Here is a 20,240-nt window from a genome sequence, read left to right as displayed (position 1 = left end):
CAAGTATCTTTTACAGCAGGCCTTTTATCAACAACTCGGCCACTTGCACCGCGTTGAGGGCCGCACCTTTGCGTACGTTATCTGACGTCAGCCACAGATTTAGTTCCGACGGTTCGTCGACACCGCTACGCACCCGTCCGACATAGACCACGTCCTGGCCCACCGCGTCACCGACGGCGGTCGGATAATCACCGGCTTCAACCAGTTCGATGCCGTCAGCGGTTTCAAGGGCGGCATTGACCTTTACCAGGTCGACCGCGCTCGCTGACTGCAAGGTCACGCTAAAGCTATCGCCAAAAAACACCGGGGCTTGAACGCAAGTTGCGGAAATCTTTAATAAAGGCTTGGCCAGCACCTGACGCAGTTCACGCACCAGACGTTTTTCCAGCAGCGTGTGGCCTTGAGCGTCAGGCGTACCGACCTGAGCCAGCAGGTTGAAAGCCATTTGCCGGTCGAAGAATGTCGGCTCCAGCGGACGCATGTTCAGCAACTCGGCGGTCTGGCGAGCCAGCTCGGTCACCGCTTCGCGGCCTTGGGCGGAAACCGCCAGATTGGCGGTGACATGCACATATTGCAGCTCGATCAAATCGAGCAGCGGTGCCAACACCACAGCCAGCGTCGTGGCTGACGGGCTTGGGCTGCTGACCTGGAACGGCATTTTCAAACCGGCCAGCAACTCGGCATTGGCTTCCGGCACCACTTGCGGCGCCTGATCCGCCGGCAACGCGCCGGACAGATCGACCAGCGAGCAACCCGCCGCGTGAGCGCGAGCGGCGTAACTCAGGGTGATGGCCGGGCCGGCGGCGAAGAACGCCAGCTTGACCTTGCTGAAGTCAAACTCATCGACTTCGCGCACTCTTACGTTCTTGTTGCGAAACAGCACCGAGCTGCCAGCGGATTCGCTGCTGGCCAACAGGTGCAAAGTGCCGACCGGAAAGTCGCGCTCTTCGAGAATCTGCACAAGGGTTTCGCCGACAGTACCGGTGGCGCCGATCACGGCAATATCAAGGGTCTGGGTCATGGTGCTGCCTCTGGCGAAACGGGGGGAGCGGCACTTTACCGGGTGGCCGCCATGCAGGCAAAAAAAACCCGCGCCTCTTTCAAGGCGCGGGTTCTTTCATTGCGTCACGCGATCAACGCTCAAGCAGGATCCGCAGCATGCGACGCAGCGGTTCGGCCGCGCCCCACAGCAGTTGGTCGCCGACGGTGAAGGCACCGACGAACTGCGAACCCATGTTCAGCTTGCGCAGACGACCGACCGGTACGTTCAGGGTGCCGGTAACTTTCGTAGGGCTCAGCTCCTGCATGCAGATTTCGCGCTGGTTTGGCACCAGTTTGACCCAAGGGTTGTGCTGGCTGATCAGCCCTTCAATGTCGGCGATCGGCACGTCTTTGTTCAGCTTGATGGTCAGCGCCTGGCTGTGGCAACGCATGGCGCCGATGCGCACGCAGATGCCGTCGACCGGGATCGGGCTCTTGAAGCGACCGAGGATCTTGTTGGTCTCGGCCTGGGCCTTCCACTCTTCGCGGCTCTGGCCGTTCGGCAGTTCCTTGTCGATCCACGGGATCAGGCTGCCGGCCAGCGGTACGCCGAAGTTTTCGGTCGGGTACGCGTCGCTGCGCATGGCTTCGGCCACACGGCGGTCGATGTCGAGGATCGCGCTGGCCGGATCAGCCAGTTGATCGGCGACAGCGGCGTGGGTCGCGCCCATCTGCTTGATCAGTTCACGCATGTTCTGCGCGCCGGCACCGGACGCCGCCTGATAGGTCATGGCGCTCATCCACTCGACCAGACCGGCCTCGAACAGACCGCCCAGGCCCATCAGCATCAGGCTGACGGTGCAGTTGCCGCCGATGTAGTTCTTGGTGCCCGCGTCGAGCTGCTGGTCGATGACCTTGCGGTTGACCGGGTCGAGGATGATGACGGCGTCGTCGTTCATCCGCAGGCTCGAGGCCGCGTCGATCCAGTAACCCTGCCAGCCGGCTTCGCGCAGCTTCGGGAACACTTCGCTGGTGTAGTCGCCGCCCTGGCAGGTCAGGATCACGTCGAGGGTCTTCAGCTCATCAATGCTGTAAGCGTCCTTGAGCGGAGCAATGTCCTTGCCCACGGACGGGCCTTGGCCACCGACGTTGGAAGTGGTGAAAAACACCGGCTCGATAAGATCGAAATCCTGCTCTTCCAGCATCCGCTGCATGAGCACGGAACCGACCATGCCGCGCCAACCGATCAGACCTACACGTTTCATCGCAACTACACCTTCTTGAAAAGTGGGCCGCTGCTTTGTCTTGAATTTCGCAGCGGGCCCGAGAGATTACAGATTCCGCAGCGCGGCGACTACTGCGTCACCCATTTCCTGCGTACCGACTTTAGTGCAACCGGTCGAAAAGATGTCGCCGGTACGCAGCCCTTGATCCAGCACCACGCTGACCGCTTTCTCGATGGCATCGGCCGCTTCGTGCAGATTGAAGCTGTAACGCAGCATCATCGACACCGACAGAATGGTCGCCAGCGGGTTGGCAATGCCTTTGCCCGCGATGTCCGGCGCCGAACCGTGGCAAGGCTCGTACATGCCCTTGTTGTTGGCGTCCAGCGAAGCCGACGGCAGCATGCCGATGGAGCCGGTGAGCATCGACGCTTCGTCGGACAGGATGTCGCCGAACATGTTGTCGGTGACGATCACGTCGAACTGCTTCGGTGCACGCACCAGTTGCATGGCGGCGTTGTCGACGTACATGTGGCTCAGTTCGACTTCAGGGTAATCCTTGGCCACCTGCTCGACCACTTCACGCCACAGTTGGCTGGACGCCAGCACGTTGGCCTTGTCCACCGAGCACAGCTTTTTGCCACGAACCATGGCCATGTCGAAACCGACGCGGGCGATGCGGCGGATTTCGCTTTCGCTGTACGGCAGCGTGTCGTAGGACTGACGCTCGCCGTTTTCCAGGGTACGGGTGCCACGCGGCGCGCCGAAATAGATACCGCCGGTCAGCTCACGGACGATCAGGATATCCAGGCCGGCAACGATTTCCGGTTTCAGGCTCGAGGCGTCAGCCAGTTGCGGGTACAGGATCGCTGGGCGCAGGTTGCCGAACAGGCCCAGTTGCGCACGGATTTTCAGCAGGCCGCGCTCAGGGCGGATGTCACGCTCGATGGTGTCCCATTTCGGACCGCCCACGGCGCCCAGCAGCACGGCGTCGGCAGCGCGAGCGCGGTCGAGGGTTTCGTCGGCCAGCGGTACGCCGTGCTTGTCGATGGCCGCGCCACCGATCACGTCATGGCTCAGCTCGAAGCCCAGGCTGTACTTGTCGTTGGCCAGCTCCAGCACCTTGACCGCTTCGGCCATGATTTCCGGACCAATACCGTCGCCTGGGAGAATCAGAATCTGCTTGCTCATGCTTTCCTCGTGTCTTCAGTCGGTGCGCCATCGACAGGCGCGCCCGGAAAAATACTTATCGTTCCAAGATTACTTTTCAGCCCAGAGCACCAGTACATCTGTACTGAACGAACCATCGGCCTCAATCTCAAAATATTCGCGCACTTCGTTGCCCATCGACTGCTGCAACTGGCGGATCGCGGCGCGCATCACTTCAGGTGTGCGCATGCGCTCGACCCAGCTGTTGTACTCCAGACGCAGGCGCTGACGCGTGGTGCTGCGGGTGTGCAGACCGGCCTCGCTGACCTGGCGCAGCCACTCACCGGCAGAATAATCGCGTACATGGCTGGTGTCGCGCAGCACTTCGACGCTCTGCAGGTAGGTGTCGAACAGCGGACTGCCCGGCGACAGCACGTCGATGAACGCTGCCACGCCACCCGGTTTCAGCACCCGACGCACTTCGCGCAGCGCAACGCCGAGATCACTCCAGTGGTGCGCCGAGTAACGGCTGAACACGAAATCGAACTCGCCATCGGCGAACGGCAGGCGCTCGGCGGCACCGTTGACCGTGGACACATTGCTCAAACCGCGATCAACGGCAGCCGCAGCCACCACGTCGAGCATTTGCTGCGACAGGTCGTAGGCCACCACTTCTTTCACCAGCGAAGCGACGTGAAAACTCACGTGCCCGGCGCCGCAACCCAGGTCCAGCACCCGAGCCTCGCCCTGCCCCGCCAGCTCAGCCTGTAGCAGCGCAAATTCAGTGCCTTGAGCGTGAACGGCGCTGCTCAGGTAGGCGGCGGCCTGTTCACCGAATTGCTTTTGTACAACCTGACTGTGCTGGGCGGTGCTGGTCATGAGTACTTCCTTTGTTGGGGTTTCAACCTTTCAAATTCACGCGTCGCGGAACAACCACGGCTGACTGGCGCGATGCTTGCCTTCAAACGCCGCGATTGCATCGCCGTCCTGCAAGGTCAGGCCGATGTCGTCCAGACCGTTGAGCAGGCAGTGCTTGCGGAACGCGTCGATCTCGAAGCGGTACACCTTGCCGTTCGGGCTGGTCACGGTCTGTTCGTGCAGATCGATCTGCAACTGATAGCCCGGCGCGGCCTCGACCTGTTTGAACAGTTCGTCGACTTCGGCATCGCTCAAGATGATCGGCAGCAAGCCGTTCTTGAAGCTGTTGTTGAAGAAGATGTCGGCGTAGCTCGGCGCGATGATGCTGCGGAAACCGTATTCTTCCAGCGCCCATGGCGCGTGTTCACGGCTGGAGCCGCAACCGAAGTTTTCGCGGGCCAGCAACACGCTGGCGCCTTGATAACGCTCGGCGTTGAGCACGAATTCCTTGTTCAGCGGACGCTTGGAGTTGTCCTGATACGGTTGACCGACATCCAGGTAACGCCACTCGTCGAACAGGTTCGGGCCGAAACCGGTGCGCTTGATCGACTTCAGAAACTGCTTCGGGATGATCTGGTCGGTGTCGACGTTGGCACGATCCAGAGGTGCGACAAGGCCAGTGTGCTGGGTAAAAGCTTTCATGCTGCGCTCCTCAGATCAATTCACGAACGTCGATGAAACGACCGTTCACCGCCGCCGCAGCGGCCATGGCCGGGCTGACGAGGTGGGTACGGCCACCGGCGCCCTGACGGCCTTCGAAGTTACGGTTGGACGTCGAGGCGCAATGCTCGCCGGACTCCAAACGGTCCGGGTTCATCGCCAGGCACATCGAGCAACCCGGCTCACGCCATTCGAAACCGGCTTCGAGGAAGATCTTGTCCAGACCTTCGGCCTCAGCCTGCGCCTTCACCAGACCCGAACCCGGCACCACGATGGCCTGCTTGATGGTCGAAGCAACCTTGCGGCCCTTGGCGATCACCGCAGCAGCGCGTAAATCTTCGATGCGCGAGTTGGTGCAGGAACCGATGAATACGCGGTCGAGCTGAATGTCGGTGATCGCCTGATTGGCGGTCAAACCCATGTATTTCAAGGCGCGGACGATCGAGTCGCGCTTGACCAGATCCATCTCTTTAGCCGGGTCCGGCACGTTCTGATCAACGGCCAACACCATTTCCGGCGAAGTGCCCCAGCTGACTTGCGGCTTGATCTGCGCAGCGTCGAGCTCGACCACGGTGTCGAAATGCGCGTCGGCGTCGGACACCAGGTCTTTCCAGGATTCGACAGCCAGATCCCACTCGGCGCCTTTCGGTGCGAACGGACGGCCCTTGACGTAATCCACAGTCTTTTGGTCAGCCGCCACCAGACCCACACGGGCGCCGGCTTCGATGGACATGTTGCAGATGGTCATGCGGCCTTCGACGGACAAGTCGCGGATCGCGCTGCCAGCGAACTCGATAGCGTGGCCGTTACCGCCGGCGGTGCCGATCTTGCCGATCACGGCGAGAACGATGTCCTTGGCGGTCACGCCGAACGGCAATTGGCCTTCGACGCGCACCAGCATGTTCTTCATTTTCTTGGCGACCAGGCACTGAGTGGCGAGCACGTGCTCAACCTCGGAAGTGCCGATACCGTGGGCCAATGCGCCGAACGCGCCGTGGGTCGAGGTGTGCGAGTCGCCGCAGACCACGGTCATGCCCGGCAAGGTCGCGCCCTGCTCCGGGCTGATCACGTGAACGATGCCCTGACGGACGTCGTTCATCTTGAATTCGACGATGCCGTATTCATCGCAGTTGTCGTCGAGGGTCTGAACCTGCAAACGCGAGACCTGGTCGGCAATGGCCGCGATGCCGCCCTTGCGCTCCGGGGTGGTCGGTACGTTGTGGTCCGGGGTCGCGATGTTGGCATCGATGCGCCATGGCTTGCGCCCGGCCAGACGCAAGCCTTCGAAGGCTTGCGGCGAGGTCACTTCGTGGATGATGTGACGATCGATGTAGATCAGCGCCGAACCATCGTCGCGCTGCTTGACCAAATGCGAATCCCAGAGCTTGTCGTAGAGCGTTTTGCCGGCCATCAGACGTTTCCTCATCAGCTTGTTTCTATGCCCTGGGCTTATCAATAACCCTTTGGCTTGTGAGGCCGATCCTATGGGGTTAGATTGAATAACTCAAATTCATATTTTTTATGCTTTGGATAACCAACTGGAATACGAACATGGATCTGGCCAACCTCAATGCTTTTATCGCCATCGCCGAGTCCGGGAGCTTCTCCGGCGCCGGTGAACGCCTGCACCTGACGCAACCGGCGATCAGCAAACGCATCGCCGGGCTGGAGCAGCAACTGAATGTGCGGCTGTTCGACCGACTGGGCCGCGAAGTGGGTCTGACCGAGGCCGGCCGGGCCCTGCTGCCACGGGCTTATCAGATTCTCAACGTGCTCGATGACACGCGCCGCGCCCTGACCAACCTGACCGGCGAAGTGACCGGTCGCCTGACACTGGCCACCAGTCACCACATCGGCCTGCACCGCTTGCCACCCTTATTAAGGGAGTACACCCGCCGCTACCCACAGGTGGCGCTGGATATTCAGTTCCTCGATTCGGAAGTGGCCTACGAAGAAATTCTCCATGGCCGCGCAGAGCTGGCGGTCATCACCCTGGCGCCGGAGCCGCACACACTGGTCAAGGCCACGCCGGTCTGGGATGACCCGCTGGATTTCGTGGTCGCCCCGGAACACACATTGATCAGCAACGGCGCTGTCACATTGGCGGACATTGCCGGCCATCCGGCGGTTTTCCCCGGCGGCAACACCTTTACCCACCATATTGTCCAACGTCTGTTCGAGGCACAGGGGCTGACGCCGAACATCGCCATGAGCACTAACTACCTGGAAACCATCAAGATGATGGTGTCGATTGGCCTGGCGTGGAGCGTTTTGCCACGCACCATGCTCGATGAACAGGTGGCGCGCATACCTTTGCCGGGCATACAGCTCAGTCGCCAGCTAGGCTATATCCTGCACACCGAACGGACGCTGTCGAATGCTGCACGGGCGTTTATGGCCCTGCTGGACGCTCAAATCGATCTGCCAGGGAATCACGGCTGACTTGTGCTACTCCTATAGAGCTGCCGTCCCTGTGCCTAATGCCCAAATCAGCTCAAGGCCCCTTAACAATGCCGAAATCTGTTGACCGTATTCCGCCGATGCCGCGTATTCAGGCCATTGATCCACGGCGTTCCGAGCAGAGCTGGGAGAGCGCGCCGCAATTGCTCGCAGCGCTCAATGGCGCCCGGCTCGGCGCCTGGTATTGGGACATCGAACGCGGGCAGATCAGTTGGTCGCGGGGCACTCAGGCCTTGTTCGGCTTCGATCCACGGCAGCCGTTGCCCGAAGATCTGGAATACCTCGACCTGCTGCCGCCGGAAGACCGGGCGAAAACCGTTCGCGCCTTCCACGCGGTAATAGCCGGCGCGCCACTGGAACAGGCGATGCACCACCGCATCCGCTGGCCAGATGGCAGCCTGCACTGGCTGGAGATCAATGGCAGCCTGCTGCCGGACAAGCATGGCCGGCCCCGAATGATCGGGGTGATCCGTGAAATCACCCACCAGCGGCAACGGGAACAGGCCCTCAGCAGTTCGGAGAAACGTTTCGCCACGCTGTTTCACCTGTGCCCGAACATGGTGTTGCTGACCCGTCAGGAAGACGGCCTGATCAGCGAGGCCAACCAGTATTTCGAAAGCCTGTTCGGCTGGCCGGTGCAGAGCGCTATCGGGCGCACCACCCTGGAATTGGGCCTGTGGGTGCATCCCGAGCAACGGGCGGAGCTGGTCAAGAAGACCAAGGCCAAGGGCGAACTGATCAGCATGGAAGTGCAGTTCCGCGCCAGCAACGGTCAAGTCCATGACGGCATTCTCAGTGCGCAAAAGGTCGAGCTCGAAGGCCAGCCTTATCTGTTGAGCACCTTTCTCGACACCACCGAACGCAAAGCGGCCGAGCACGCGCTCAAGGACAGCCAGGAACGCCTCGACCTGGCGCTGGATTCGGCGCAGCTCGGCACCTGGGACTGGCACATTCCCAGCGGCATGCTCTACGGCTCGGCCCGCGCCGCGCAATTGCACGGGCTGGAGCCGATTCCGTTTCACGAATCTTTTGACGAATTCTTCGAAGGCGTGCCCGGCGAGGAACGCGACAGCATGCGCGATGCCTACCGCAGTCTGCGCGAAGGTCCGGCGGGCAATTATCAACTGACCTACCGCGTGCAACTGCCGGACGGCAGCTCACGCTATCTGGAAAGCCGCGCCCGCCTCTATCGCGATGAAAACGGCACGCCGCTGCGCATGGCGGGCACCCTGCTGGACATCACCGATCAGGTCGAACGCGAACAACGGCTGGTGGCTTCGGAAGAGAAGTTCGCCACGCTGTTCCAGGTCAGCCCCGACCCGATCTGCGTGACCCGCCAGGAAACCGGGGAATTCATCGAGATCAACTCCAGCTTCACCCAGACCTTCGGCTGGAGCGCCACTGACGTCATCGGCCATACCGCCGAAGAAATCGGCCTGTGGGATGCCTCGGCGAAAAGCCTGCAGCGTATCGAACGGGTGATTCGCGAACAGGGCCTGAGCAATGTCGCGATCATCGTCCAGCACAAGGACGGCCAGTCGCTGACCTGTGTGATTTCCAGCCGCCAGATCAGCGTCGGCAATCAGCCGTGCATCGTCACCACGCTGCGCGACATTACCCAGCAACAGCGCTCGGAAGCGGCCCTCAAGGCCAGTGAAGAGAAGTTCGCCAAGGCGTTTCACTCAAGCCCCGACGCCATCACCATCACCGAACGTGACACCGGGCGTTATCTGGAGGTCAACGACGGCTTCTGTCGCCTGACCGGTTATCGCGCCGACGAAGTGGTGGGCAAAACCGTGTATCAGGTCGGCATCTGGGCCGAGGAAAAACAGCGCTCGGGGCTGCTTGCCGAGCTACAGATCAAGGGCCGTGTGCACCATCAGGAAATGCTCGGGCGCAACAAGCGCGGGGAGTTGCTGACGGTGGAAGTGTCGGTCGAACCGATCACGCTCAACGAAACCGCGTGCCTGCTGATGACCGCCCGGGACGTCAGCCTGCTGAAGAACGCCGAAGCGCAGATCCGTCATCTGGCCTATCACGACCCGCTGACCAACCTGCCCAACCGTGCGCTGCTGATGGATCGCCTGAGCCAGCAGATAGCCCTGCTCAAACGCCACAACCTGCGCGGCGCGCTGCTGTTTCTCGACCTGGATCACTTCAAGCACATCAACGACTCGCTCGGCCATCCGGTCGGCGATACGGTGCTGAAAATCATCACCGCGCGACTTGAGGCCAGCGTGCGCATGGAAGACACCGTGGCGAGGCTCGGTGGCGATGAATTCGTGGTGTTGCTCAGCGGCCTGGAAGGCACCCGCAACGAAGTCAGCGGCCAGGTGCGTGAACTGGCCGACACCATTCGCGAATTGCTGTCCGAACCGATGTTCCTCGACGGCCAGCGCCTGCAAGTGACGCCGAGCATTGGCGTGGCACTAATACCCGATCACGGTTCGACCCCGACCGACCTGCTCAAGCGCGCGGACATTGCGCTGTATCGAGCCAAGGATTCCGGGCGCAACACCACGCAGATGTACCACAACACCATGCAGAAAGCGGCCAGCGAACGGCTGCGCATGGAGACCGATCTGCGCCTGGCGCTGTCCCGTGGCGAATTCAACGTGCATTTCCAGCCGCAAGTGGACGCCCGGGACAATCGCATCATCGGCGCCGAAGCGCTGGTGCGCTGGAATCACCCGGAGCTCGGTGCGCAATCACCCACCGAGTTCATCAAGGTCCTGGAGGACAGCGGGCTGATCCTCGAGGTCGGCACCTGGATCCTCGATGAGGCCTGCGATGCCTTCAAACAACTGATCGCCGAAGGCCTGATCGATCCTCTGGCATTCAGCCTGTGCGTGAACATCAGCCCCCGGCAGTTCCGCCAGAACGACTTCGTCGAACGCATCGAACACAGCATGACCAGCCACGGCCTGCCCTGCTCGCTGCTGAAACTGGAAATCACCGAAGGCATCGTCATCCAGAACCTGGAAGACACCATCAGCAAGATGCGCCGCCTGAAAAAACTCGGCGTGAGCTTCGCCATGGACGACTTCGGCACTGGCTATTCATCACTGACCTACCTGAAACGCCTGCCGGTGGACACGCTGAAGATCGATCAGTCGTTCATCCGCGACGCCACCAGTGACCCCAACGACGCCGAGATCATTCGCGCCATCGTCGCCATGGCCCGCAGCCTGGAACTGGAAGTGATCGCCGAAGGCGTGGAAACCCCGGAGCAGCTGGAATTCCTGCAAGGGCTGGGTTGCCATTTGTATCAGGGGTATCTGCACAGTCGGCCGGTGGCGCTGGAGGTGTTGAAAGGGTTGCTGGTTTGACCGGAACGCCTGCGGTTGCCGACCGCAGGCATCGACGTCAGGCCGGTAATTGCCAGGGTTGGCGGCAACCTGTAGGGTCGCGTTTTTTCGCGCCGTTTCGAGATCGATCATGCAGGATGCAACCCTCCCCCGCCCGGCCCTGCTGGGCATTGACCTTGGCACCACCAACAGTTTGATCGCCGTCTGGCAGGACGGTCAGGCCCGGTTGATCCCCAACGCCCTCGGCGAGGTACTCACGCCTTCCGTCGTCAGCCTCGATGAAGACGACAGCATTCTGGTCGGCAAAGCCGCCCGCGCACGCCTGACCACCCACCCGGAACGCACAGCGGCGGCGTTCAAGCGATTCATGGGCAGTGAAAAACGTCTGGAACTGGGTGGGCGCTCATTCAGCCCGGAAGAACTCTCGGCGCTGGTGATCGGTTCGCTCAAACAGGATGCCGAGGCCTTTCTCGGTCATCCGGTGTCTGAAGCGGTGATTTCCGTGCCGGCGTATTTCAGTGACGAGCAACGCAAACGCACGCTATTCGCCGCCGAACTGGCGGGCCTGAAAGTCTCCCGCCTGATCAACGAACCGACCGCCGCCGCCATGGCCTACGGGCTGCATGAACAAAAATTCGAACGCACGCTGATCTTCGATCTGGGCGGCGGGACCTTCGATGTCACGGTGCTGGAATATGCGTTGCCGCTGATCGAGGTGCATGCATCTACCGGTGACAACTTTCTGGGTGGCGAAGACTTTACCGAGGCCTTGCTGCAGGCGTGCCTCAGCGACTGGCAACTGACGCCCGCCATGATCGACGCGCAGGGCATGGCCAGCTTGAGCGATGCGCTGGAACAGCTCAAATGCAAACTCGGTGAAGGCACCCGGCACCTGAACTGGCGATATGCCGACAGGACGTTCGAATGGTCGCTGGACGAAACCCGTGCGATAAAAATCTGGGAACCTCTTCTGACCCGCTTGCGCGCACCGATCGAGCAAGCCCTGCGCGATGCCCGCCTAAAACCCCGAGACCTCGACAGCCTGGTGCTGGTGGGCGGCGCCACACGGATGCCGGCGGTGCAGCAAATGGTGGCCACGCTCTTCGGACGCCTGCCTTACCGACACCTCGATCCGGACACGATCGTCGCACTGGGTGCGGCGACGCAAGCGGCGTGCAAGGCACGGGACGGTGCAGTAGAAGAGTTGATTCTGACGGATGTCTGCCCTTACACCCTGGGGATTTCGACCAACCGTGGTGAAGGTATCAGTGGTGCTTTTTCGCCGATTATCGAGCGCAACACCGTTATTCCGACCTCACGGGTACAGCGCTACTCCACAACGTTTGCACAACAGACCGAGATCCGTATTGCGGTTTATCAGGGTGAGCGCCCGTGGGTGCGCGACAACATCTTCATCGATTCCTTTGATGTGCAGTTCAAGCCCAGCGAACACATTCAGAGCCTGGATGTACGCTTCAGCTATGACATCAATGGCCTGCTGGAAGTGGACGTCACCCTGCTCGACAGTGGCGAACGTCACAGCCACAGTATCGACCGCAGTCCGACCGGGCTCGACGAGCAGGCTCGGCAAGACAGCCGTGAACGGCTTTCTACCCTGAAAGTCCACCCTCGCGATTCGCTGCCCAACCGCACATTGCTGGCACGCCTTGAACGCGCCTGGATGCAGAGCCTCGGCAATGAACGCGAACGCATTGCCGACTGGATGGACACCTTCAACGCCGTGCTCGGCGGCCAGCAACCCAGGGAGATTGCCAGCCATCGATCACAGCTCGAGAAGGCGCTCGATGAACTGCATCTCTAACCGTTGAGCCGACGCAGCGTAGCCTGCAAGCCGCCGGGCAGCATGTCTTCACCGGCGCTGTCCGGCGGCACACCATAACGGTTGGGCAGCTTGTCACCGGGAAACGCAAACAGCATCAACGGCAGAAACGGCAACACCGGCGACAGGCAGAGCAGGATCAACAACGTCGGGATGCCCCGCCCCATGTCATGCAAACGTCGCAGTATGGCCCCAAGCAAGAACACACCGCCCAGCAGCAATACGGCAATTGCGGACAACGGTGTGCCGCTGAGCAAAGCCGCCAGCGGCGTCACCAACAACGAGCCGAGCACCTGCCAGAAGAACGGCCCGCGCGCCAGGCGAGTATTCAGGCGCCAGAAGGCCACAGGCGATGCCGGACGACTGTCGGCCCGGGCCAGCAGCAAGCGTTCCGACCACGACAACAATGCACTGAATGCCAGACGCAGACCGACCCCATGGTCCGGGTTGTCCTTGGCGCGCTGCATGCGCAGCAAAATCTTCTGTCGCGGCACCCCGGCGCTGCCGTAGCGCACCAACCCTTTGAGCGCATCGAGGGCCAGGTAAAAGGTCTCGCTGTGGATACCTTCATACTCCGTCAACGCCTGTGATGGCGGGTGCGTCGGCTCGCCCTTGATCAGACTGTGACGGAAACCGTCGAACCAGTCCTGTGAGTTGATGATCTCGGTTGTCCTTTCGAGCAAATAGCGGCGTTGCTGCGCATCCATCAATGGATCGTGATACAGCACACCCGTCAGCAGCATGCGTCCGAGCACGTCATCACTGAACGCACGCAAGTCGCTGTGCACACAATCATACAAGCGGTCATTGCTCAGTAATCGCACGCTGTCGAGTGCTTGCTGGACGCCTGTCAATTGCCGGGCAAGTACGGCATGCACCGGGTCTTCGACCTGCAACCAGCCAAGCAAACCGTTGAGATCTCCCTGCTCGCGATAAAGACGCCGCAACAGCGGTTGCAACCGACTGGCTGGCTGGGCCGAATCGAACGGCAGGTGTTCCAGCGTCAGATCACCCGTCAAGCTCAGCCAGCGCTCCGGCTCGCTGAGCAATGCCAACAGATATAGGGTGCTGGCGTGCCATTGCCACACCGCTTCTCCCGAGCCGACTGGTGGCAATGCCACGCCTCGATCACTCAACTGGGTCAGCACACTCAGCACCGCCAACTCGCCGGCCATGTACGTGTCGCCCAAGGAGAATGTCTGCTCGATTCGCTCCAGCGCTACCGGGCTGTATGCTCGCAACCTGCGCAGCCATGCAAGGCAGACTTTGTGGCCGCTGCCTTTCTCCAGCGCTTCGGGCAGGTGCGTTTGCTGTGAACCCTCATCGATAAACGCGCCCATCGTCAGCGGGATCGGCCCATGACTCAACCAACGCAAATGCTGTCGGGCTTGAGACCTGAACCCGCTCAGAACCAGTTCTTCAAGTGCATCGATGGCCGGAGGCTGATCGACCAACTGTTGTAACAGTTGCACATCGCCTCGATGCAGGGCCCAGGCATGTCGATAAAGCTGCTGCAGTCGAACATCGTCGTGCGCGCCCAACAGCAACGCGAGCAAAGGCAATTCGTCGTCGGCCATCCGCCAGTTCAAAAACGCCTTGGCCAGGCCCTGAGTCTGGTCCGGGCCAATGCCCATCCAGCGAGCCAGGGTTTCGGGCCGGAGCGATGGACTGCCGTAGGCTTGAGTGGCATCCCCCAGATCAAAGGCCCAATCGCGAAAATCACCGAGACGGTCGAAGGCCTGAATCAACAAAGGAAGAAAATCCGGCTGACGCCTGGCGCACAAGCCCAACAACTCGCTCTCGGCCTTTGGGTGCCGGTGTTCCTGCCAGAGTTGCACCCAGCACGCAAATGCCTCGTCCTCCAGCCCCAGCAGGCTGTTCTGACAGGCCAGCAGGTACAGCGAATCCACGTCATTCGGCGTTTCACGCTGTAGCTCGACGCAGAACTGCCGCAGCCCCTCGCCCCCAATGCCAGCCTGAGTGAACTGCACGACCAGACGCTTGATCGACGCCGTGTGATCCGGCAATGGCAGGCAGGTGTGCCGACTGACAAAGCGGTCGAACTCCTGCAGCGAGCGTTGATTGAAGATCATATCCAGGGTGTGCAAATACCAAAGGCTTTCGGTCTGTGCAGCGGCGGACCAATCCCCCATCAACGCCATATCGAACGGGTCGGGCTTATTGATCTGATCGAGAAAGTCTTCCGCCTGCCGAGCCTGCTCGAAGCCCAGCGACATCAACTGATGCTGCCAGCCCATGTGGTCAACGAGTACGCTGGCGCAACGATGCGACAACAGATCGGCGTTGAACATCTGGCCAAACAGCGCCCAGCGCAGGTCGTCGAGCACGCCGAGCGGCAGTTGATCCAGGGTTTTGACAAAGCTCTGCCAGGCCTGCGGATCAAAACGCTGCGCCGGGTCGTTCAACAGATTGTCAAAGTCGGCAAGGGCCTGAGGCACTTCCGAAACCACGGTTTCAGACACTTCAAGTGCTTCTTCGCGAGCAAAGCGAATCGCACTTTCGTATGCCTGACGCAGTACCTGGAATCCTTCAGGGTCGGATTCCGGATGATGTTCCGGCAGCCGTGCGCGGTAGGCATCTCGAATCAACGATTCATCGCCGGTGGGTTCGATACCCAAACGTATCCAGCAACTCATGACCAGTCGAACTCCTCAAGAGATTCCGGACGCTGGGGCAAGTCGAGCTCCAGATGCCAAGGCAGGTTGTTCAGAAAAACCGGCATGTTCTGCGCAAGCCCACGGGCCACTTGCACGCTGTTCGATTGCTCGCCCTGCCGATCCAGCTCGAAAGCAAAGGTGTCATCACCTTTGCTTTCACACCCCCAGAACCCGCGACCGAAAAGGAATCCGTTGAAATACGATTTCCAGCTGCTGTAGTGATACTGGGCCCTGACCGCCAACCGCCCGTGCAACCAGGCGCTTTCAGTCAGATCAATCCACTGGTTGCGCACCGCGCAGCGCAGCAGAAATCCCATGCGACCATAGTCCCAGGCCAGAATGCCGCCAGGCCCGCAGTCACCAAAGGTGCGACTGGCAAAATCGTGCAGAACGCGCTCACGCGGTTCGAGAGTTTCCATCAATGCGTGCCATTCGCCGGGCAGACAACGCTGCCAGGCCTGATACGCACCATTGAGATGCCTGGCATGACCGTTGTCGGTCATGCGTTTGAACATGCTCAATAATTGCGGGCGGTCATTGATTCCCCAGCTGCATTGCAAGTCGATGAATTGTGGATCGGCGTAAAACGCTGGCTCGTCGTATTCGGCGCGAGGATTGAGCGCCACCATCGGCGCAGAGAGGGCGCACAGCCAGCGCTGTTGAATATCGTCCATGAAAAAGGCTCCAGGCCGACCGGTAAGGATGGGGGTCGGCAAAACTGCGGCGGATTGTAGAGAAACCGCCGCTGGCGGCAAAGCCGAACTGCAGTTTTCCTGCGCCCACAAAAAAGGCCCCGACGTATCGGGGCCTTCGTTCAGCGGCTTATCGTCCGTTCAGACGATTTGTTTCTGCAAGTGAATCAGTGTTGCAGCGCCGGCTTCTGCGTCCCGTTGATCGGGATGCGCTTGGCTTTCGCTTCTTCCGGGATCACGCGCAGCAGATCGATGCTCAGCAGGCCGTTGCTCAGGCCGGCGGCCTTGATCTCGATGTGATCGGCCAGGCGGAAGGACAGCTTGAATGCACGCTGGGCAATGCCCTGGTGCAGGAAAGTGACGCCTTCGTTCGCGTCACGCTTGCCGCCACTGATGGTCAGCACGCCTTTCTCGACTTGCAGTTCCAGGTCTTCTTCCTGGAAACCGGCCGCCGCCACGACGATGCGGTATTGATCGTCACCGTGTTTTTCGACGTTGTAAGGCGGATAGCTGCTACCTGGTTCGTTGCGCAGGGCGGTTTCGAACAGGTCGTTGAAACGGTCGAAGCCTACCGAGGAACGGAACAGTGGCGCGAGGGAAAATGCAGTACTCATGGTTCAAATCTCCTGAAAACAATCAGCAAGGTTTTTTGTCTCCGCGACCCGAATTCGGCATCGCGTAACCCTTAGATAGGGACCTGCGTTTTGTTTTCAAGAGATTGTTCGGAGATTTTTTCAGGCGGCTTCGGCGACCGGCAAGCCCAGCAAACGCGAGACGTGGTCCGGCTCGGTTTCTCGGCGCAACACGGTGAACAACTCGGTAGCCTCAGGATAATTGCGGGTCAGCATCGCCAACCATTGCTTCAAGCGGCCCGGGGATTGGCGCGCTGTCATCTGCGCCTTGGCTTGCAGCCAGAAGTCCTGGATCAGCGGCAGCAGCTCGGCCCAGGTCATCTCGACGACTTCCTCGCCGGCACGGGCGGCAGCGATCTGACGGGCCAGATCCGGACGCGAAACCAGGCCGCGACCGAGCATGATGTCCTCGACGCCGCTGATTTCCCGGCAGCGGCGCCAGTCTTCGACGCTCCAGATGTCACCGTTGGCGAACACCGGCACCTTGACCACGTCCTGCACACGCGGAATCCACTCCCAATGAGCCGGTGGCTTGTAGCCGTCCATCTTGGTTCGAGCGTGAACCACAATGTGCTCGGCGCCGCCTTCGGCCAGCGCCGTGGCGCAGACCAGCGAGCCGTCCGGGCTGTCGAAACCGAGGCGCATCTTGGCGGTGACCGGAATGTGCGCCGGCACGGCACGCCGCACGTGTTCGACGATCTGGTTGAGCAGCTCCGGCTCCTTGAGCAGCACCGCACCGCCACGGGACTTGTTGACGGTCTTGGCCGGGCAGCCGAAGTTCAGATCGATCACTTCAGAACCCAGTTCGCAGGCCAGCGCAGCGTTTTCCGCCAGGCACACCGGATCGGACCCCAGTAATTGCACGCGCAACGGTACGCCGGAAGCTGTGCGGGCGCCGTTGAGCAATTCAGGGCCGAACTTGTGGAAATAGGCCGGAGTCAGCAACTGGTCGTTGACCCGGATGAACTCGGTCACACACCAGTCGATACCGCCGACACGGGTCAGGACATCGCGCAGGATGTCATCGACCAACCCTTCCATCGGCGCCAAAGCAATTTGCATGGGAAACACACACTCAAGGAAAAACGTGCGGCAGTTTACTGGGTTTCGCGGGTTAAACCCATGTCCGCTGTCTGGATGGCCGGGCCGTAGCCTTCGATGAACTCGGCGGGCATGCGCTTGGGCCTGCCGGTGGACAGCTCGATGCAGACAAAGGTGGTCTGGGCGCGCAGCAGCGTGGTGTTGTCGCTGGGGCGAATCAGCTGGAAGTGACGGGTCATTTTCAGGCGCTGATCCCAATCGACGATCCAGGTCGCCAATTGCAGTTCATCACCTTCGTAGGCGGCCGCCAGGTAGTCGATTTCGTGCCGCACCACCGCCATCGCCCGATCCAGACGACGGTACTCGACCAGATCCAGACCCAACCGCTGCGAGTGGCGCCAGGCGCAACGTTCGAGCCAGGAGACGTACACCGCGTTGTTCGCGTGCCCCAGCCCGTCGATGTCCTCGGCGCCCACTTGCAGATCAATGGTAAACGGCGTTGCCCGATCCCAGCCCATGCCCTACTCCCGGTCAAATGATTCAACCGAGGCAGTGTAACGGATGACTACGCCGATTGCCGCGCCTGAAGGCTGCGACCGGCCAGCAGTGATAACACGCCATCAATCACCCGAGGGTCGGCCAGCACGCGCTGGTGACCGCCGGCTTCCAGGCGCAGCAGTCGGCTGTCGAACCAGGATTCGTGGATCAGTTGGGATTCCTTGACCGAGACGAAGGTGTCGTCCTCGGCATGTACGATCAGGCCCGGCATATCCAGCTGATAGTGGGCGACATCGAGGGTTGCGGCACGCATACCGACGTCCTGCTCGACTTGCCGAATGAAGGCAGAACGAGCTCTTGGCGGCATTCCGACGTAACGGGCAAACCCGCGCAACACGCCCAGAATACGGGCCGGCGCAGCAATGCTGACCAGGGTTTCAGTGCGCAACCCCAATTGCACCGCGAGCATGGCGCTGGCGCCGCCCATGGAGTGGCCGATGACGGCCTGCAGCGGAGGCAATTCAGCGGCGGCTTCGAGCATGGCCCGGGCAAACAGTACGACGTTGGCTTCGCGCCCTGGCGAACGACCGTGGGCCGGACCGTCGAGAGCGACAACGGTGTAACCGGATTCGACCAGCGCCGTGATCAGCGCGGCAAACTGGGTCGGACGCCCTTCCCAACCGTGCATCAGCAGAACCGTCGGACCTTGCCCCCAGCGCAGCGCGGAGAGGCCGAAACGCAAAGTGATCCGCTCGGATTTCGCCAGCAGCGGCAATTCCCAATCCCGTGGCGCATTGGCGCGTGGGGTCATGAATGCCAGCCGCATTTTGCTTGCCACCAGTTTCGGTGCAAACCAGCCCAAGGTGCCATTAACGCCGCGAACCCACTTCAACGTGCTCATCGCTCTCTCCTCAGGCTCGTTGCCTTCAGGTCAACGCACCGCCGACTTGGCAGCGCGCAGCAATCGATCGGATAAATCACCAGGCCCCAACGCCCTTGAGAGCGCCAGACCACCTACCATCAAGGCCACGTCGGCCAACGTTTTATCGATGTCTTCAGGGCTTGAAGCCAACTGCGCGATCATCAACTCCAGGTGCTCGTTCAGTGCGATGCGGAACTCTTCCGGCAGCCGTCCCAGCTCACCGATGGATGCCGGGATCGGGCAGGCCGAATCGCTGGAATCACGGTGTTTGCGCGACAGGTAGAACGCTGCCACCAGGGCGCGACGTTCTTCGCCGGTCAATTCAGAGTCCATGTCGGCGATCAGGTCTCGGCGACGCCCCAGCAACTGCTTGAACGCCTCAAGCATCATGGCGTCCTTGCTTTCAAAGTGCGCATAGAAGCCACCGACAGTCAGGCCGGCGGCGCCCATCACTTCACCCACGCTCGGCTCGGCCGGGCCACGCTGGATCAGTGCGGCGCTGGCAGCCTTGAGGATGCGTTCGCGGGTTTGAGCTTTTTTGTCGTTCATCGTTGCCTCCGAATATTACGATTAGAATATTATTCTCATAATAATATTCTGCAAGTCGAAAATATGACCGCTGGTCTGAAGCACAGTTTAAGGAAAAAGGAGATTTGGCCAAACGCCAGACAAACAAAAGGGCCATTCAATAATTGAATGACCCTTATAAATCCCGCAGAGCGGGTAATCGTGGCGTCCCCTAGGGGACTCGAACCCCTGTTACCGCCGTGAAAGGGCGGTGTCCTAGGCCACTAGACGAAGGGGACACAAACCTTCTATACAACTGATCAGTGCTGAGATCTGATCGATTCAAGGTCGGTGTGGCCAGACCCTGAACTGTAAATTGGTGGAGCTAGACGGGATCGAACCGTCGACCTCTTGCATGCCATGCAAGCGCTCTCCCAGCTGAGCTATAGCCCCGGATTTTTCGCCTCGCGGCGGAGCGACATCTTGCAACATCGCTTCTGTAAAACTGGCGTCCCCTAGGGGACTCGAACCCCTGTTACCGCCGTGAAAGGGCGGTGTCCTAGGCCACTAGACGAAGGGGACGCAAACCCTTCTATACAACTGATCAACGCTGAGTGTTGATCGCTTCGAAGCCGGTGTGGCCAGGCTTCGAAGTGTAAATTGGTGGAGCTAGACGGGATCGAACCGTCGACCTCTTGCATGCCATGCAAGCGCTCTCCCAGCTGAGCTAT

The 20,240-nt window shown here is 60.6% G+C and carries 16 protein-coding genes and 3 tRNA genes; 3 read left to right on the top strand and 16 right to left on the bottom strand.

Translation table 11 applies throughout. The features are described from left to right. Positions 1 to 10: 10 nt before the first annotated feature. The 6 genes from AC3WRD_RS12290 to leuC all read right to left on the bottom strand — a co-directional run bounded on the left by AC3WRD_RS12290 (position 11) and on the right by leuC (position 6,342). Positions 11 to 1,021 carry an aspartate-semialdehyde dehydrogenase gene (locus AC3WRD_RS12290; protein WP_102621530.1) on the bottom strand — a complete coding sequence of 337 codons (1,011 nt, stop codon included), beginning with the start codon at positions 1,019 to 1,021 and terminating at the stop codon, positions 11 to 13. A gap of 112 nt (positions 1,022 to 1,133) precedes the next feature. After that, positions 1,134 to 2,246 carry an aspartate-semialdehyde dehydrogenase gene (gene asd, locus AC3WRD_RS12285; protein WP_102621529.1) on the bottom strand — a complete coding sequence of 371 codons (1,113 nt, stop codon included), beginning with the start codon at positions 2,244 to 2,246 and terminating at the stop codon, positions 1,134 to 1,136. A 66-nt stretch (positions 2,247 to 2,312) separates the two neighbouring features. Then, positions 2,313 to 3,395 carry a 3-isopropylmalate dehydrogenase gene (gene leuB / locus AC3WRD_RS12280; RefSeq protein WP_085732478.1) on the bottom strand — a complete coding sequence of 361 codons (1,083 nt, stop codon included), beginning with the start codon at positions 3,393 to 3,395 and terminating at the stop codon, positions 2,313 to 2,315. Positions 3,396 to 3,464: 69 nt separating this feature from the next. After that, positions 3,465 to 4,232, bottom strand: a complete 768-nt coding sequence (locus tag AC3WRD_RS12275; RefSeq protein WP_011333352.1) for a class I SAM-dependent methyltransferase — start codon at positions 4,230 to 4,232, stop codon at positions 3,465 to 3,467. A gap of 36 nt (positions 4,233 to 4,268) precedes the next feature. After that, complete coding sequence (gene leuD / locus AC3WRD_RS12270; RefSeq protein WP_096821195.1) at positions 4,269 to 4,913, bottom strand: 3-isopropylmalate dehydratase small subunit; 645 nt, start codon at positions 4,911 to 4,913, stop codon at positions 4,269 to 4,271. 10 nt (positions 4,914 to 4,923) lie between these two features. Next, positions 4,924 to 6,342, bottom strand: a complete 1,419-nt coding sequence (gene leuC / locus AC3WRD_RS12265; protein WP_096821194.1) for a 3-isopropylmalate dehydratase large subunit — start codon at positions 6,340 to 6,342, stop codon at positions 4,924 to 4,926. Positions 6,343 to 6,482: 140 nt separating this feature from the next. Here leuC and AC3WRD_RS12260 point away from each other — a divergent pair, with 140 nt between their 5' ends. The 3 genes from AC3WRD_RS12260 to AC3WRD_RS12250 all read left to right on the top strand — a co-directional run bounded on the left by AC3WRD_RS12260 (position 6,483) and on the right by AC3WRD_RS12250 (position 12,521). After that, complete coding sequence (locus AC3WRD_RS12260) at positions 6,483 to 7,373, top strand: LysR family transcriptional regulator (protein WP_096821193.1); 891 nt, start codon at positions 6,483 to 6,485, stop codon at positions 7,371 to 7,373. A 68-nt stretch (positions 7,374 to 7,441) separates the two neighbouring features. Continuing rightward, the gene (locus AC3WRD_RS12255; RefSeq protein ID WP_102621528.1) at positions 7,442 to 10,720 is read left to right on the top strand and encodes a PAS domain S-box protein; all 3,279 of its coding nucleotides are present in this window, start codon (positions 7,442 to 7,444) and stop codon (positions 10,718 to 10,720) included. Between the two features lie 109 nt (positions 10,721 to 10,829). Further along, entirely contained in the window at positions 10,830 to 12,521 is a 1,692-nt protein-coding gene (locus tag AC3WRD_RS12250) for a molecular chaperone HscC (RefSeq protein WP_102621527.1), read from the top strand. Here AC3WRD_RS12250 and AC3WRD_RS12245 read toward each other — a convergent pair. The 10 genes from AC3WRD_RS12245 to AC3WRD_RS12200 all read right to left on the bottom strand — a co-directional run bounded on the left by AC3WRD_RS12245 (position 12,518) and on the right by AC3WRD_RS12200 (position 20,091). Continuing rightward, positions 12,518 to 15,196 (bottom strand): DUF805 domain-containing protein, encoded by a 2,679-nt coding sequence (locus tag AC3WRD_RS12245; RefSeq protein ID WP_102621526.1) that lies wholly within the window; start codon positions 15,194 to 15,196, stop codon positions 12,518 to 12,520. The genes AC3WRD_RS12250 and AC3WRD_RS12245 overlap by 4 nt on opposite strands. Then, positions 15,193 to 15,891 (bottom strand): DUF1266 domain-containing protein, encoded by a 699-nt coding sequence (locus AC3WRD_RS12240; protein ID WP_102621525.1) that lies wholly within the window; start codon positions 15,889 to 15,891, stop codon positions 15,193 to 15,195. The genes AC3WRD_RS12245 and AC3WRD_RS12240 overlap by 4 nt, the downstream gene beginning before the upstream one ends. 185 nt (positions 15,892 to 16,076) lie before the next feature. Beyond that, on the bottom strand, positions 16,077 to 16,523 hold the full coding sequence (locus tag AC3WRD_RS12235; protein WP_102621524.1) for an Hsp20 family protein: 447 nt from the start codon (positions 16,521 to 16,523) through the stop codon (positions 16,077 to 16,079). Between the two features lie 120 nt (positions 16,524 to 16,643). After that, positions 16,644 to 17,603: a tRNA dihydrouridine synthase gene (locus tag AC3WRD_RS12230; protein WP_102621523.1), complete on the bottom strand. Its 960-nt coding sequence runs from the start codon at positions 17,601 to 17,603 to the stop codon at positions 16,644 to 16,646. 35 nt (positions 17,604 to 17,638) lie between these two features. Then, positions 17,639 to 18,100 (bottom strand): acyl-CoA thioesterase, encoded by a 462-nt coding sequence (locus tag AC3WRD_RS12225; protein WP_085732471.1) that lies wholly within the window; start codon positions 18,098 to 18,100, stop codon positions 17,639 to 17,641. A 47-nt stretch (positions 18,101 to 18,147) separates the two neighbouring features. Beyond that, positions 18,148 to 18,981 carry an alpha/beta fold hydrolase gene (locus AC3WRD_RS12220; protein WP_085732470.1) on the bottom strand — a complete coding sequence of 278 codons (834 nt, stop codon included), beginning with the start codon at positions 18,979 to 18,981 and terminating at the stop codon, positions 18,148 to 18,150. A gap of 30 nt (positions 18,982 to 19,011) precedes the next feature. Further along, positions 19,012 to 19,551: a TetR/AcrR family transcriptional regulator gene (locus AC3WRD_RS12215; RefSeq protein ID WP_102621522.1), complete on the bottom strand. Its 540-nt coding sequence runs from the start codon at positions 19,549 to 19,551 to the stop codon at positions 19,012 to 19,014. 181 nt (positions 19,552 to 19,732) lie between these two features. Further along, positions 19,733 to 19,808, bottom strand: a tRNA-Glu gene (locus AC3WRD_RS12210). Between the two features lie 78 nt (positions 19,809 to 19,886). Beyond that, positions 19,887 to 19,962: transfer RNA gene (locus AC3WRD_RS12205), tRNA-Ala, on the bottom strand. 53 nt (positions 19,963 to 20,015) lie between these two features. Further along, positions 20,016 to 20,091: transfer RNA gene (locus AC3WRD_RS12200), tRNA-Glu, on the bottom strand. Positions 20,092 to 20,240: the final 149 nt, after the last annotated feature.

The sequence above is a fragment of the Pseudomonas sp. FW215-R2 genome, assembly GCF_058789255.1.
This window is presented reverse-complemented; position numbering and strand designations above follow the sequence as displayed.